Below are 15,132 nucleotides of genomic sequence, written 5' to 3'. Positions count from 1 at the left end.
ACGGAAAAATTTAGGAACTGGCCCCTAACCAACCTGCACTTAAGACCACCGTTAAGCCCATGAACAGCACGGTTAACGTCCAGGTAATTCGGTTTAAGGTTGTTTCGGCACTTTTGGTACTGGTAAATAACTGGGCCTGGCCGCCAATCGCCGCTAGACCATCCCCCTTGGGACTGTGAAGTAGAACTAAAATCACCAAACCCAAGGCCGAAAAAGCCCAAACACCCATCAAGATTTTTTCCAACATACCTAGACCTGAATTGAACGGATTGCAACCGGAATCACTGACTAAATCTTAACGCTAAAGCTTAACCGGCACAGGAGTCCGACTGGCGCGCATTTCGTAGGCTGCGGGTTCAATCAGGGATTTGCCGGTCATTTCTGGGGGTTGATCTAGCTTGAGAATCGCCAAAATAGTCGGGGCCAAGTCTGCTAAACAGCCTGCCTCACGCAGTTGCACATCCGTCCCATGACCGGGAATTTGCCGCTTTTCCCCTTCTACCAAAATTAAAGGCACAGGGTTTGTGGTGTGGGCTGTCCAAGGATTGCCATTTTCATCCTGCATATATTCGGCGTTGCCGTGATCCGCGGTAATCAGGAGTGTGCCGCCCATCCTCAGAGTGCTGTCAATCACCTGGCCCAAAAAACGATCAACCGTCTCCAAGGCCTGGATCGTGGCGGGAATTTGCCCCGTGTGTCCAACCATATCGGGATTGGCGTAGTTGACTACTATTAAAGAGTAAATTCCTTTTTCGATCCCTGCTACTACCGCTTCCGTGACTGCTGCTGCTGACATGGCTGGAGCCCGATCATAGGTGGGAACCATGGGACTGGGGATCAAAACGCGATCTTCCCCCGGAAAGGGATCCTCAATACCACCATTAAAGAAGTAGGTGACATGGGCGTATTTTTCTGTTTCCGCAACCCGTAATTGAGATAACCCGGCTGCTGAAATTACTTCCCCCAGGATTTTGCTCAGGTTTTGGGGCGGAAATGCCACGTCACAGGTTAAATTACTGTCGTATTGGGTCAGAGTGACGAATTCTAAGGGTTCAATCTGCTCCCGGGCAAATCCCTGGAAATTGGGGTCAATAAAGGCCTGAGTTAGTTGCCGGGCCCGATCGGGGCGAAAGTTAAAGAAAATGACCCCATCCCCTGGCTCAACTGCCCCCGCTGCAATCCGCACGGGTTGAATAAATTCATCGCTAATCTCGGATTGATAAGCCGCCGCTGCCACTTCCCACGGTGCAAGAGAGTTAATCTCATCATTGGACACCATCACTCGATAGGCCAACTCCACCCGATCCCACCGCCGATCTCGATCCATGGCGTAATAGCGACCACTCACCGTGACTACTTTGCCCAGGCCAATTTCCTTTAAGCACTCTTCTAGGGTTTTTAGCACCTCTTTGGCTTCCATGGGCGGGGTGTCACGACCATCGGTAATGGCATGGATACAAACTTCCGTAATTCCCTGTTGCTGGGCCATTTCCACAAGGGCATAAAGGTGATCTAAATGGGAGTGGACTCCACCTTCGGAACACAGGCCAATCAAATGTAACTTCCTTTGACGGCTTTTCAGGGCCTGGCAGAGCTTGACAAGGGCTGGATTTTGATGCAAGGTTCCATCCTCCGCCGCGTCAGAAATACGGACTAACTCTTGGGGAACCGTGCGCCCGGCCCCAATATTTAAATGCCCAACCTCTGAATTACCCATTTGCCCCCGCGGCAGACCGACTGCTTTACCGGAAGTATGCACCAAGGTGTGGGGGTAAGCCGCCCATAGACTGTCCATGACAGGTGTTTTCGCCAAAGCTACAGCATTTCCAGCTGATTCTTCTCGGTAGCCCCAGCCATCTAAAATAACGAGAACAACAGGTGCAATGGATGTCGATGTCATGGGACGACCCTACCGATAGACAGTGGCAATTGAAGATATTCCCGCAGAATGGGTATTAAGCAACGCATTAAGCAACAGATCTGTGATAAATGATACCATCCCCCCTCAGAAGGGCAATAGGGTATTGGTGCGAACATGATTTCATACTTTTAGCATTTCTTTATATTTAGATTAGGATCAACACAGACTCAGACATTTTAGGCAGGCTACAAACAATCAGGGAAGGAAGGTGATACGGGTGGGGAGTCCATTTAGTCTCAAGGGCATGAATCCCTGGCTCATGGGTAGTTTGGTTGGTCTCGGGCTATTGACCTTGATGGTGAGTCTTCGACAGTTGACAAGTCCCCCCGCATCTACGCCCAATCCCGCTATCAGTCAGACTAAGCCACGGCCCTCGGAAAAAATCAGTGCCTTGGGCCGCCTTGAGCCAGAGGGGGAGAGTATTGTTTTAAGTGGCACCCCCGGTGAACGGATTGGGAAGCTCTTAGTTAAAGAAGGGGATTTTGTTCAACCCGGCCAAGTTCTGCTCTACTTAGATAGTTATCCAGAACGCTTGGCAGAGCGCAACTTAGCAGCGGATCAGCTGGCAGAAGCTCAGAAACGTCTCCAGGCCGAAACCCAATTGGGAGAAGCGCAAATTGCCGAGGCCCGTTCGCGTCTGGATCAAGTCACCCAGCCAAAGCTGGCTCAAATGCGGGCCCAAAAAGCTACGATTCAACGCATCGCCGCAGAATTAGCCTCTAGCCAACGGGAATATCAACGGTTTCGCCAGCTATCCCAGGCCGGGGCCATCTCCCAACAACTGTTAGAAGACAAAGAACTGATTGTCCGCAGCCGTACCGAAGAACTGGAAGCTGCCCAGGCCACCTTGAGTCAAATTAGCAACGAAGAACAGACCAACGCTGTCAATGCCCAAGATCAACTCCGCTCTGCCCAGGCCAACCTCAGTCGTTCCCAGGCCCAGATTCTCGTCAACTCTACCAAACGGAATTTAGAATTAGCCGAAGCTCGCCTCCAGCGCACCATCATTCGTTCACCGCGGGCCGGGCAAATCCTGAAAATCTATACCTGGGCCGGGGAAGCCATTGGTACGGATGGAATTTTACAACTGGGCAATACCAAGCAGATGTATGCTGTTGCCGAAGTCTATGAAACTGATGTGCCTCGGATTAAAGTCGGTCAGCCCGCCCTGATTAAAAGCCCCGCCTTCCCCCAACCAATTTCTGGTCAAGTGGCCCAGGTTGGCCTATTGATTGCTAAAAACGATGTCATTGATACGGATCCGGCGGCCAAAACCGATGTTCGCGTCGTGGAGGTCAAAATTCGTCTGGATGATAGCCGTATTGCCGCTGGCCTGACCAATTTGCAGGTCGAAGTTGTGATTGATCCCAGTGGAGAGCCGTCATGATTTTGGCGATTCCCCTGGCCTGGCTCCAACTCCAACGGGAACGGATTCGGCTGCTAGTCGCGGTGGCCGGGATTGCTTTTGCAGTGGTTTTGATGATGATGCAGTTTGGCTTTCGGGATGCCCTGTTCAAAGCTGCGGTGCGCTTTCACGATGGGATTAACGCCGATATTGTCCTGATTAGCCCCCAATCCACAGCCCTGATTGCGATGAAAACCTTTACCCGGCGGCGGCTCTATCAAGCAGGGGGATTTGCCGGAGTGGAGTCTGTTTCCCCCTTGTATTTGGGCTTTGGTCTCTGGCGCAATCCGGTGGATAAAACCACGCGTCAACTCCTCGTGATTGGGGTTGATCCCACCGCTGACTCCTTTATTTTGCCGGGGGTGCGGGAAAATCGGGAAAAAATTAAACTTGCCGATCATGCCCTGTTTGATGTGGACTCCCGCGCTCAATTTGGGCCAGTTAATCAACTGCTACAGGACAATGGGCGGGTGATTACTGAAGTTTCCGGGCGACAAATCACAGTAGATGCGGCCTTTCACATGGGGGCGAACTTTGGGGCTGACGGTAATCTACTCACCAGCGATCTGAATTTTTTACGCTTATTTCCGCGCCGGCTTGTGGGATTGATTGATGTTGGCTTAATTAAGGTCAAGCCAGGGACTAATGTTGAAGCGCTCGTGGCTCAGATGCGGGCCGAGTTACCTAATGATGTCCTTGTGCTCACCCATCAGGGCTTTGTAGATTTTGAGCGGACCTACTGGGAGAAAAGCACCTCCATTGGGTTTATCTTTTCCCTGGGGGCTTTGATGGGCTTCATTGTCGGCACAGTCATTGTCTATCAGGTGCTTTACACAGATGTCTCGGATCACTTACCGGAATATGCCACCCTCAAGGCCATGGGCTATCGGAATTTATATTTCTATGGAGTGGTGATGCAGGAGTCGCTCATTCTATCCGTATTGGGCTATATTCCAGGATTTGCGGTGGCATTTTTGCTATACAACCTAATTTATCGGGCAACTGCGCTCCCGGTGGGGATGACTGTTGAGCGAGCCTTGATGGTCTTTGTCCTGACAGTCATGATGTGTACTGTATCAGGCGGTATTGCCATGCGACGTGTCCAGGCCGCGGATCCGGCTGATATTTTCTAAGGCTTAAGGATGTGGGGCGATGGAACCGGTTATTGATATTCAAGGCTTAAATCATTACTTTGGCACCGGTCGGCTCCGTAAGCAGGTTTTGTTCCAGCTAGAGGCCCAGATCTATCCGGGGGAAATTGTCATCATGACTGGGCCATCGGGATCCGGCAAAACTACACTCCTGACATTAATTGGCGCGCTGCGGTCGGCCCAAGAGGGAAGCTTACGGGTTTTGGGACAAGAACTGCGTCATTCCACCACCAGTCAACAACTAGCCATACGTCGCCAAACGGGTTATATCTTCCAGGCCAACAACTTACTCCACTCCCTGACGGCCCGCCAAAATGTGATGATGACAATGGATTTACAGCCGGATATTCCTGCCCCCAGTGCTGAAAAACGCGTCACAGAAATGTTAACTGCCGTTGGCCTGGGGGAGCATCTGGATTACTTACCCCATCACTTATCGGGCGGCCAAAAACAACGGGTTGCCATTGCCAGGGCCTTAGTGGGCCATCCAAAACTTGTCTTAGCCGACGAACCGACCGCGGCCTTGGATAAGCAATCAGGGCGAGATGTGGTGGAAATTATGCGGAAACTGGCCCAGGAACAGGGGTGTACCATTTTGCTCGTGACCCATGACAACCGAATTTTAGACGTGGCGGATCGGTTAATTCAGATGGAGGACGGGCGGCTGTTTCAAAATTTACCCACAACTGCGGAAATGGAGCACTGAAGGAGATAACCATGTCTGAAGCCGTAACAGCCAGCGAAACAAAGCAAATTTTGGATGCGATCCAGGCCCTTGCCTTAGAAATGAAGGTTAATCAGGCCAAGACCGATGAACAATTCAAAACATTACGGGCCGAGGTAAAAGGGGAGATTAATGAACTGCGGGCCGAGGTCAAGGCACTCAATGACAAGGTTGATGCGGTTAAAACTGAGCTTAAGGGAGAAATCAAAGCACTCAATGACAAGGTTGATGCGGTTAAGACTGAGCTTAAGGGAGAAATCAAAACACTCAATGATAAGGTTGGTGCCTTACGGGATGAACTCCGAGATGATGTTTCTGAATTGCGTGATCGACAAAAAATCCTGGATGCCCGTCTGTGGGCCTTCATCGTTGGCCTGGTAACTGTGGTTGGTGGCAGTGTGCTTAAGGTTCTCTGGTTTGACCGAGCTTAATTGTGCTGCTCTGGCCATTCCTGGGACTATTCTGTTGGTTTGGGACATGATCCAGGCCTGGGGAAATTTTGTCTAGTGCTAAGATAATAAATGATTTCCCTTCTATTCCTGATTTTTGCTGTAACTGAGCCATGAACGCTGCTGTTTTATCCCCGGATGGCCCTCTTCTGGGTGCGTCTAAACCTGAACTCATGGCCTGGGCCGAATCCCAACACCAACCGGCCTATCGGGGGCAACAACTCCATCAATGGCTGTATCAAAAAGGAATTCATTCACTCACAGAGATAACAGTTTTTCCCCAGCAGTGGCGGAATTCTTTGGAGTCTGTGGCAGTGGGACGTTCCCAAATCCAGGCCCGGCATCCCAGTCCCGATGGTACGGTCAAATATCTCCTCAAACTGGCGGATGGCCTGGTGATTGAAACGGTGGGGATTCCGACTGCCAAGCGATTAACGGTCTGTGTTTCTGCCCAAGTCGGCTGTCCCATGGCCTGTGATTTTTGTGCCACCGGGAAAGGCGGATTTAGCCGCAACTTAGCCCGCCATGAAATTGTTGATCAGGTGTTAACAGTCCAGGCCGACTTTGGGGAACGGGTCAGTCATGTGGTTTTGATGGGGATGGGCGAGCCGCTTTTGAATTTAGAGGCGGTCTTAGAGGCGGTGCAGTGCTTGAATCAAGATGTGGGGATTGGACAGCGCAATATCACCATTTCTACAGTGGGGGTTCCCGGCCAGATTAAACGCCTAGCCAGCTTTACTCTCCAAGTGACCTTAGCGGTGAGTCTCCATGCCCCGGATCAAGCTCTGCGCGTAGAACTCATTCCCAGTGCCAAGCATTACCCCCTAAATCAACTCATCCAAGATTGTCGGGATTATGTCCAGAAAACAGGCCGGCGGGTGAGTTTTGAATATACGGTCTTAGCGGGGGTGAATGATTCTCCAGCCCAGGCCTTGGCCTTAGCCCAATTACTCAAAGGGTTTCAAAGTCACGTTAATCTGATTCCCTACAATCCGATTCAGGATGCCAGTTATCGCCGCCCCAGCCCCCACCAGTTACAAACCTTTTTGAATATTCTCCATCAAGCCGGTCTTGCTGCCAGTATTCGCCGCTCGCGGGGCCTGGAACGAGATGCGGCCTGTGGACAATTACGGGGCCAATATTCGGGTTAAAACACGGGAGTGGGTGGCTTAAAAGGGTAAATCTTCCTCAAGTTCTGGGGGGAGTTCTGGTTCATCAGTCGCGGGCATGAGGCGATCTGGGCTGAGCGGCTCCGACTCCAAGACTAGGGGGGGGCTACCGGGTTCAGGCGAAACAATTTCCCCGGCAAAAAATCTGGCAAAGCTTTGGGTGGCCTGGCTGAGGGCATCGGGGGGGGCGGGGGGCGCAAGTTGGAATTCTGGGGCGGGCGGGTTTTCAGGCGGGGGGGCGGGTGGTTGACGGGAATTAAGGATGGGGTCGGGAGGAGGTGGGGTGGGCCGGGGCTGGACGGCTGGACTAGATTGAGCTAGTTCCGGTGAACTGGTGGCAATTTCTAAGCGAACTTTGACGGGTTTGCCAAGGGCTGTTTGAAAGGCAATTTCGATTTTGTCCTGATACTTTTGGGTCAGCTTCAATAGGCCGGGGGATGGCAAGCCAATCCGAATTTCCCGATCACTACAACTGAGGAGTTGCCCATGTTGGGAGAGCAAGGCCTGGGTACCCGGAAATTGAACCAGTTGAATGCCCTGTTGCCAAAGGTGGGAAAGGTTGAGGTCAGGGGGATCGGGGGCCTGGGGGGTGGGGGCTGGGGGAGGAGATTTTGCCGGAGATGGTGACGGGGCCTGGGTTGGCAGATTTTCGGAAACGGGTGGGCGCGGCGGTGTTGCAGTTGGGAGAATGGCATTGGCAACGGGCTGGCTTGGGGGGGGGGAAATGACTGCGGGGGGAATCGGGGGTGTTTGAGCCGGGGGCCTGGGACTATGGGCTGGGGGTGGAGAACTTTGATCCGTTTGGGAGAGGGACAGCAAACCTAAAAGCCCCACTTCTAACCACAGACGCGGCTGAGTTGTGTTTTTCACTTGCAATTCACAGGCCCGCAGATGTTGTTGTCCTGCTAAGATTTCTTGACTCGACCAGCTTTGGGCAAATTCACAAAGGGCGTTCCAGGTATCGGGAGTCAACGCGACTAAATCTTGACGGTTGGGGGCAGTTTTTGCAATCAGAAAATCGCGATAAAATCCGGTCAGGTTCTGCAACACAATTAAGGGTTCCCGGCCCCGTTCCAAGAGTTGCCGAGTTTGTTCCAATAAGGTTTCGGGATGTTGACTCTTGATGGCCTGGAGCAAGTGAAATAAATCTTGTTCAGGTACCGAACCAGCTAAATCCCAAACCCGTTCAATGGTAATTTCCCCAGCTAATAAACTGAGTTGATCGAGTAAACTTTCCGCATCCCGCAGGCCACCTTGGGCAATTTGGGCAACGAGGTTAACGGCTGCTGGATTGATATTAATAGTTTCTAATTCGGCAATATGGGTTAAATGGGAGACCATATCGGCCAGGGGGATGCGCCGAAAATCAAAACGTTGACAACGAGAAATAATTGTGGGTAAAACGCGTTGAGGATCCGTTGTTGCTAAGACAAAGATTACTCGGTCTGGAGGTTCTTCAAGAGTCTTTAAAAGGGCATTAAACGCTGAGGTACTGAGCATATGACATTCGTCAATTACATACACTTTATACCGACATTGAACCGGGGCAAATTGTGATTTTTCAATTAACTCCCGAATATTATCAACCCCAGTATTACTGGCCGCATCAATTTCAATTACATCTAAGGCAGAACTGCGGGTAATGGCCTGGCAAACATCACAAACACCGCAAGGGCTGTGGGTTGGTTTCGGCGCACTTAAACAGTTGAGAGATTTAGCTAAAATCCTTGCACTGGAGGTTTTTCCGGTTCCCCGCGGCCCACAAAACAAATAGGCTGGGGCGATGCGTTCCTGGTGCAGGGCATTGGTCAAGGTTGTGGCGATAGCCGTTTGACCCACCAGATCCGCAAAGGTTTGGGGGCGATATTTATGGTGCAGCGGTTCGTAACTCACAAGACCAACTCACCCAGGCCTGTCCTGACTCTCTTCTGCTCATCTATCATAGGTCGGCGAGGAACTTAGCGATTAGCCCGTTGAATGAGCCAGACAGCCACAGCTAGGCCCAGGCCCTGGGGGAACCAAGCCGCCATCACTGGAGTTAATATCCCCACAAATCCTAAAGCACCGGCAAAATAGGTCAACAGAATCTGGGCAAAAATTAACCCCACACTCAAGCCAAACCCCTGGGCCGCCCCCCGCTTCTGCCCCATCGCCCCAAACCCCAAACCCATCAATCCAAAGACAATCGCCACAAAGGGTTGAGCATATTGCTGCTGGAGATGGACATTTAAGGCTCTGACTAGGGTTGGATTCTGATCCTGTTCAGCTAGGGTCAGGGCCTGGCGGGCTTGGGCCGTTGAGAGTTCGGTCACTTGGGAAGGGCTGAGGACATCTTCTTCTAACTTGCGGGGAATGACTAACTGCTGCTGTTGAAACTCAATAATGTCGCGAATATTCCCCAAACTTGAAACAAGGTAAATCACCCCATCGGCAATCGTCCAAGTACTTTTGGGATAACTCCAGTTGGCCTGGGCTGCCGTAATCACCTGTACTAACTCCGGTTGGGAAAAATCTACCACGGTAATCCCCCGCATGGAGACCCCATCAAATTCCTTGGCATAGTACAATCGCCGCACTTGGTCATTGGGGCCATATTCTGGATAGTAAATGTCCCGACTTTGGCCAACCCGCTCTTCTTGGTGCAGATACCGCTGTAACACCTGGTCCGACTGGGATCGAAACTCAGGAATGACGGTTTCACCCAAGGTAAACGTGATGAGGCTAATCATCAGAGAAAAGGCCAAAATCGGTGCAGCAAGACGATAGAGACTAAGACCAATACTCTTGAACGCCACTAGTTCCCCATCTTCCCCCAAGCGACTGATCGTAGTTAAAACAGCCAGCATTACCGCCATGGGCAAGGCAAAGGTGAGAGTGTAAGGGATTTGTAAGAGCAGAACTTGTAAAACTGCGGTCAAGGGAATTTGAGCCTCTGCCACTTGTCGCACTAGGTCAAATAGCACCCCCACCGAAAGAGCTAAGGCGGCAAAAATCGTGATTCCCAGGCCAAAGGCAGGGGCAATATTTCGCCAGAGATACCAGTCCAATTGTGAGCCAGGGATAATCCGGCCCAGTTGCCAGATCAATCGCCGCCCAATTCGCCTAGGGGACAAAGTTTTCACCCAAATAGTATTGCCGGACGAGGGGATCCTCATATAAGGCCTCTGCTGCCCCCGCCGCGAGAATATGCCCATCCCGCATAATATAGGCCCGATCCACGATAGAAAGGGTTTCCCGAACATTGTGATCAGTAATCAATATCCCTAAGTTCTGGGCCCGCAGTTGGGTAACGATGGTTTGAATTTCGCCGACCGCAATTGGATCCACCCCGGCAAAAGGTTCATCTAAAAACAAAAATTTGGGCCCCTCAACGCCAATGGCCAAAGCTCGGGCTAATTCCGTGCGCCGCCGTTCCCCCCCTGAGACTCGATTGCCTTTGATCTGAGCAATTTTATGGAGATTCAGATCTGCCAGTAAATGATCCAAGCGATCAGCCCAGAGGTATCGCGGCACATTGGTTTGCTCTAAAACTAGGAGAATATTTTCTGCCACTGTTAAATTCCGAAAGATACTCGGTTCTTGGGGGAGATAGCCAATTCCCAACCTGGCCCGGCGATGGAGGGGCAATGGGGTAATGTCGTCGCGATCTAACCAAACTCTTCCCTGATCGGGTTTTTCCAGGCCTGTGGCTAAATAAAATGTTGTGGTTTTCCCAGCCCCGTTTGGCCCCAAGAGTCCGACAATCTCCCCCTGCTCAATCCCTAAGGTGATCTGATCAACAACTGTCCTGGCCCCATAGGTTTTGCGTACACCTTCTAACAAAATTTTCATGGGGAAAGGAAGCTATGGATTTGGATTGGTAGTCTTGGGAGGATTATCCCGAATCAGCAAAATGGATTCAACCTGTTGGTTTGTGACTGGGGTGGCGACAAACTTTTCCTGATCAATCAAATACGTCACACTATCGCCCCGTAAGCTATTCCCCTTTTGCAGAACATAAACATTGCCAGTTAAGACAATCCGCCGCTCCCGACTGAAGTATTGGGCCTGGGTCGCGGTAGCCTGAATTTGGCGGGCGGGATAAATGAGTTGAACATTACCCCGAGCAGTGACGATCCCCGTAATGGAGTTGGCCTGCTGGACATCGGCGAGAATGGTCAAGGCCTGTTGCGGGACTGGATTGGCATCAGGTGGAGATGGATTCTGAGATTCTGCGACCGAAGCGGCCCCAAGCACCCCCAGACCAAGGAAAAGTCCCAAGAGTAACCGTTTGCTCCCCCAATTGAATTGTGTCACGCTTAATCCTCTGACCTTGTCCTGCTCAATACTCCCAGATGTAATGACTTGATTCTAGTCCAGGGAGTTGCCTTCAATGATCCACTAGCTTAAAGGAAAGACCACAGCCACAGGTCTGCCCAGCCATCGGATTATGGAATCGAAAGGCCCCACCCATTAAATCTTCAGTGTAGTCTAAAGTCAAATCTGTCAATTTAGCCACACTGTCCGCTGCCACCGCAATCACCAGGCCCGCCGTTTCCGTGATCTGATCATCAGGTTGGGGGGTTTGAATAAACTCCAAAACGTAGAGCCAATCAGCGCATCCACCGGAAGTGACCCCTAAGCGAACAATCTCTCCATTGGCCTTGGCCTGGGATTTTTGGCGTAGTCGCTCAAGTTCACGGACAGCGGTGGGGGTTAGGGTTACGGTCATAGTCAGAGTTTAGACAGTATCGGGAGGCAACTCAGGCATGAGAAATTTTAAGTATGGGAGCGGGCGTAGTCGTCCTCAAACCGTTGGATATCATCCTCGCCCAAATATTGCCCATTCTGAACTTCAATTAACACTAAGTTGATCTTGCCCGGATTTTCCAAACGATGCCGGGTAAACTGGGGCACATAGGTAGATTCATTGGGAGAAAGCATAATAATCTCTTCACCCCGTTGAACCTTGGCAATACCAGCAATCACAATCCAATGTTCACTGCGGTGGTGGTGCATTTGTAAACTCAGGCGATGGCCAGGTTTGACCTCAATCCGCTTAATTTTGTAACCCGGCCCCTCTTCCAAGATCGTAAATGATCCCCAAGGACGCAGTTCTGTGGCCGCGACCGTATTGATTGGAGCAATGGCCATTTCAGGTGCAGATATACTCATTGTCTCAGCTTCCATAACTGCCCTCTGTTTTAGCATACGGACTTGCGGATTCACTCAATTTTAGAGGAAGTTGGCAGCGTACACTAGAAATTAGGCGGCATGATTAGCCCCGTGCATGAGTCAGAAAACTTGGAATCACTATGTCTGAGCATTTGTTGTTGGTGGATGATGAACCGGGGTTGCGGGATGCTGTCCAGGCCTACTTAGAGGACAGTGGGTTTACCGTCACCGCCGCCAGTAATGCCACCCAGGCCTGGGAACTGCTCGAACAACAGCGACCCGATTTAGTCATTACCGATGTGATGATGCCCCAAGTGGATGGCTATGAATTTTTGGCCAAGCTGCGGGAAGACGAACGCTTTAGTTATTTACCCGTTGTGTTCTTAACGGCTCGGGGGATGAAACGGGATCGCGTCCAGGGCTATGACGCAGGTTGTGATGCCTATCTCTCCAAACCCTTTGACCCTGATGAATTGGTTGCCATTATTAAAAATCTCCTCCGCCGCTATCAACAAGCCGCTGCAATTAGCGAACCGGATATTGCCGACTTAGCCGGACAAATTGCCGAATTACGCTCCCTCTTAGTCAAACGCGGCACCCCCTTAAATCCCAATCCGATCAAACTAGATCTGACCCCCAGAGAGCAGAGTGTTTTAGATTTGGTTGTTCAAGGCTTAATGAATAAGGAAATTGCCAGTCAACTCCAAACCAGTGTCCGGAATATTGAAAAATATGTCAGCCGCCTGTTCATTAAAACCAATACCAGTAGTCGCACCGAGTTAGTCCGCTTTGCCCTGGAAAATGGTCTGGCTCCTTGATCCCAATTATGTTCAAAATTATTGGCACCAGAGACTCACTAAAATCCAAATAGTCCCCCTGGCAGTTGGCCCCTCATGAGCAGCACATCCCCATCCTCTAGCCAGCCACCCCCAGGCCCCGCTCCCCTGATTCCGGCCGAGTTAGTCCATTTAACAAAAGATCGAATGCGACTAAAAATTCCCCATCTCCGTCAAGACCCCAGCTATGGAGAGTTTCTGCAAACACAACTCCAAACTCAAGCGGGGATTTGTGCCATTCACCTCAATTTGGCTGCCCAATCTTTCACGATTCACTGGAATCCTCAAATCCTCTGCCTCCAACAACTGTTCAGCCAACTCCAAACCATAGGTGACTTAGAAGTGAGCGGACAAGGGTATCAGGGCTGGACAAACTTAACGCGGGCCTTTGCCCTCGAGCCAGCCCAGGTCAGTGATCAAGCTCAAAATATTGGCAGCTTCATTGTTGGCGGACAAGTTGGAGATGTGGTTGGCGGATTGGCCGGGGGCGCGGTGGGGGGAGCTACATTGGGGCCAGCCGGAGTGGTTGTGGGGACACAGGTGGGGACATTTGTAGGCGGTGTCGTGGGAGCAAGAATCTGTGTGGAGGCCCTGCAAACCTTAAAAGAACATCCCTCTGATCTGGAGAAGATTTGCCTTGAGAAAACTGAAGAAAAAGTGGCCCAGAGTTTGAAAATTCGCACCAGTAGTAAAGCCGGAGAAGTGACTGGGGAAATCACAGGGGGCCTGGTGGGGGGAGCTTTGCTTGGGCCGCCCGGAGAAATTATTGGGCAAATGATGGGGAATATGGTCGGCGGACAAATTGCCGAAGACGCAGCCCGACAAGTAATCAGCCCTGATCCAAAACCTGACACAACAGCCCCTACATCGTCCTCGGTTAATATTGTCCTGGAATGGTGGATGAAAACGAGTCGCGCCTTTGTGGGGGAAACAGCCTTGGCAACCTTGGGGGGACTGTTAATGCGCTTAATTTTGGGCCCCCAGGCCGAGGCCGTTGGTCTTAAAGCAGGTAGTCGGGCCGGCCGGATCATTGATTGGAATACAGAGTCTGCTTCCTGTAAACAGCCCCAGTCAAACCAGGCTAAAACTGAGGAATTATAATCCAATAAGAACAGTCCAGGAATTTTGTTCGGAGTACTGAGACGATTGCGCCTCTAAAGAGCGGTAATCCCAACTCTGTCTCGGCCCCAAACTCAGAGATGATGGAAACAACGCCCCCCGCCACTCAGGGTAATCAAGCCATGCTCGACATCATACTATCCTTTATTTTTATTGTTGCTGGAGCCGCGATTGGGTTTCATGCGGTCAATCTTCTTCCTCCCATGACCCTTGAACAAGTGGCCAACATCAGCGCGTTACGGTGGGTTGTGGCCGGATTTGGCGGCTTAATTGGGATTGGAGTTGGTTTAGCAGTCCAAACGGCCTATCACCGAGTTGAGGCCGATATTCGCCATTTACCAGCCGATGTTTTATTGTCACGGGCGGTGGGCCTGGTGGTGGGGCTATTGTTGGCTAACTTGCTCCTGGCACCAATTTTTCTCCTACCCATTCCTGATGATTTCTCGTTCATCAAGCCGATGACAGCCGTATTAACGAGCATTTTATTTGCTTATACCGGAACCACATTAGCAGACAGTCAGGGGCGGGCCCTGTTGCGGTTAATTAATCCTAATTCTGTTGAAACCTCTCTTGTCGCCGAAGGTATCTTAAAGGCCGCCGCCTCAAAGGTACTGGATACGAGTTGTATTATTGATGGCCGGATTGAGCAGTTACTCACCTTGGGGTTTATTGAGGGGCAAATTCTTGTTCCCCAGTTTGTCCTCCAGGAGTTGCAACTGGTTGCGGATGCCCAAAATGACTTAAAGCGGTCGCGAGGACGACGGGGCCTGGATATTTTGAACAGGCTACAGGCTAATCTCAATGGACGGATTTTAATCCATTCCGCTGATTATCCAGACTTGACGACCGTTGATGCCAAGCTGGTCCGACTTGCCCAAGAAATTGATGGTATCTTAGTCACTAACGATTACAACCTCAATAAAGTCGCCCAGTTTCAAAAGGTGAATGTTTTTAATGTCAATGAATTAGCCCAGGCCCTGCGTCCGGTTTACTTGCCGGGGGATACCTTGGAACTAAAAATTATTAAAGAAGGAAAAGAACCAGAACAAGGGGTTGGCTATCTTGAAGATGGGACAATGGTGGTGGTGGAAGAGGGGCAAACCCACATTGGTGATCAATTACCCGTTGTAGTTACCAGTGCCCTCCAAACCTCTGCGGGGCGGATGATTTTTGCTCGCTTAAAGCTGTCTAGTTTAGCCTGACC

Annotated in this window: 16 protein-coding genes; 8 read left to right on the top strand and 8 right to left on the bottom strand. The window is 51.0% G+C overall.

Features of this window, described 5'->3' with window-relative positions:
* Nucleotides 1-10 precede the first annotated feature (10 nt).
* Entirely contained in the window at nt 11-247 is a 237-nt protein-coding gene (gene secG, locus RIF25_RS12515; protein WP_015126175.1) for a preprotein translocase subunit SecG, read from the bottom strand.
* Between the two features lie 54 nt (nt 248-301).
* Entirely contained in the window at nt 302-1,900 is a 1,599-nt protein-coding gene (gene gpmI / locus RIF25_RS12510; protein WP_322878873.1) for a 2,3-bisphosphoglycerate-independent phosphoglycerate mutase, read from the bottom strand.
* 265 nt (nt 1,901-2,165) lie between these two features.
* Between gpmI and RIF25_RS12505 the strand changes: the two genes are divergently transcribed.
* The 5 genes from RIF25_RS12505 to rlmN all read left to right on the top strand — a co-directional run bounded on the left by RIF25_RS12505 (nt 2,166) and on the right by rlmN (nt 6,801).
* Nucleotides 2,166-3,308 carry an ABC exporter membrane fusion protein gene (locus tag RIF25_RS12505; protein WP_322878872.1) on the top strand — a complete coding sequence of 381 codons (1,143 nt, stop codon included), beginning with the start codon at nt 2,166-2,168 and terminating at the stop codon, nt 3,306-3,308.
* A complete protein-coding gene (devC, locus tag RIF25_RS12500) occupies nt 3,305-4,459 on the top strand; it encodes an ABC transporter permease DevC (RefSeq protein WP_322878871.1) in 1,155 nt (384 codons plus the stop codon). Before RIF25_RS12505 ends, devC begins: the two co-directional genes overlap by 4 nt.
* A gap of 19 nt (nt 4,460-4,478) precedes the next feature.
* Nucleotides 4,479-5,183 carry a DevA family ABC transporter ATP-binding protein gene (locus RIF25_RS12495; RefSeq protein WP_322878870.1) on the top strand — a complete coding sequence of 235 codons (705 nt, stop codon included), beginning with the start codon at nt 4,479-4,481 and terminating at the stop codon, nt 5,181-5,183.
* Nucleotides 5,184-5,194: 11 nt separating this feature from the next.
* Nucleotides 5,195-5,632, top strand: coding sequence for a hypothetical protein (locus RIF25_RS12490; protein ID WP_322878869.1), 438 nt, complete (start codon nt 5,195-5,197; stop codon nt 5,630-5,632).
* Nucleotides 5,633-5,763: 131 nt separating this feature from the next.
* On the top strand, nt 5,764-6,801 hold the full coding sequence (gene rlmN / locus RIF25_RS12485) for a 23S rRNA (adenine(2503)-C(2))-methyltransferase RlmN (protein WP_322878868.1): 1,038 nt from the start codon (nt 5,764-5,766) through the stop codon (nt 6,799-6,801).
* A gap of 18 nt (nt 6,802-6,819) precedes the next feature.
* Here the strand turns inward: rlmN and RIF25_RS12480 are convergent, their stop codons facing one another.
* The 6 genes from RIF25_RS12480 to RIF25_RS12455 all read right to left on the bottom strand — a co-directional run bounded on the left by RIF25_RS12480 (nt 6,820) and on the right by RIF25_RS12455 (nt 11,988).
* Nucleotides 6,820-8,712 carry a DNA polymerase III subunit gamma/tau gene (locus RIF25_RS12480; protein ID WP_322878867.1) on the bottom strand — a complete coding sequence of 631 codons (1,893 nt, stop codon included), beginning with the start codon at nt 8,710-8,712 and terminating at the stop codon, nt 6,820-6,822.
* Between the two features lie 65 nt (nt 8,713-8,777).
* A complete protein-coding gene (locus RIF25_RS12475) occupies nt 8,778-9,941 on the bottom strand; it encodes an LptF/LptG family permease (protein ID WP_322878866.1) in 1,164 nt (387 codons plus the stop codon).
* Complete coding sequence (gene lptB / locus RIF25_RS12470; protein ID WP_322878865.1) at nt 9,922-10,650, bottom strand: LPS export ABC transporter ATP-binding protein; 729 nt, start codon at nt 10,648-10,650, stop codon at nt 9,922-9,924. The genes RIF25_RS12475 and lptB overlap by 20 nt, the downstream gene beginning before the upstream one ends.
* Before the next feature lie 12 nt (nt 10,651-10,662).
* Nucleotides 10,663-11,055 (bottom strand): LptA/OstA family protein, encoded by a 393-nt coding sequence (locus tag RIF25_RS12465; RefSeq protein WP_407682409.1) that lies wholly within the window; start codon nt 11,053-11,055, stop codon nt 10,663-10,665.
* A gap of 133 nt (nt 11,056-11,188) precedes the next feature.
* The gene (locus RIF25_RS12460) at nt 11,189-11,530 is read right to left on the bottom strand and encodes a HesB/IscA family protein (RefSeq protein WP_322878863.1); all 342 of its coding nucleotides are present in this window, start codon (nt 11,528-11,530) and stop codon (nt 11,189-11,191) included.
* A gap of 47 nt (nt 11,531-11,577) precedes the next feature.
* Nucleotides 11,578-11,988, bottom strand: coding sequence for a phosphomannose isomerase type II C-terminal cupin domain (locus tag RIF25_RS12455; protein ID WP_015126187.1), 411 nt, complete (start codon nt 11,986-11,988; stop codon nt 11,578-11,580).
* Nucleotides 11,989-12,113: 125 nt separating this feature from the next.
* On the opposite strand from RIF25_RS12455, the gene RIF25_RS12450 reads away from it, so the two are divergent.
* The 3 genes from RIF25_RS12450 to RIF25_RS12440 all read left to right on the top strand — a co-directional run bounded on the left by RIF25_RS12450 (nt 12,114) and on the right by RIF25_RS12440 (nt 15,130).
* The gene (locus tag RIF25_RS12450) at nt 12,114-12,791 is read left to right on the top strand and encodes a response regulator transcription factor (protein WP_322878862.1); all 678 of its coding nucleotides are present in this window, start codon (nt 12,114-12,116) and stop codon (nt 12,789-12,791) included.
* Nucleotides 12,792-12,866: 75 nt separating this feature from the next.
* Nucleotides 12,867-13,910, top strand: a complete 1,044-nt coding sequence (locus RIF25_RS12445; protein ID WP_322878861.1) for a hypothetical protein — start codon at nt 12,867-12,869, stop codon at nt 13,908-13,910.
* A gap of 140 nt (nt 13,911-14,050) precedes the next feature.
* Nucleotides 14,051-15,130, top strand: a complete 1,080-nt coding sequence (locus RIF25_RS12440) for a PIN/TRAM domain-containing protein (RefSeq protein WP_407682408.1) — start codon at nt 14,051-14,053, stop codon at nt 15,128-15,130.
* Nucleotides 15,131-15,132 lie beyond the last annotated feature (2 nt).

The organism is Pseudocalidococcus azoricus BACA0444, assembly GCF_031729055.1.
Taxonomy (GTDB): Bacteria; Cyanobacteriota; Cyanobacteriia; order Thermosynechococcales; family Thermosynechococcaceae; genus Pseudocalidococcus; species Pseudocalidococcus azoricus.
The sequence above is the reverse complement of the archived record's forward strand: the minus strand, read 5'-3'. Positions and strand labels throughout refer to the sequence as shown.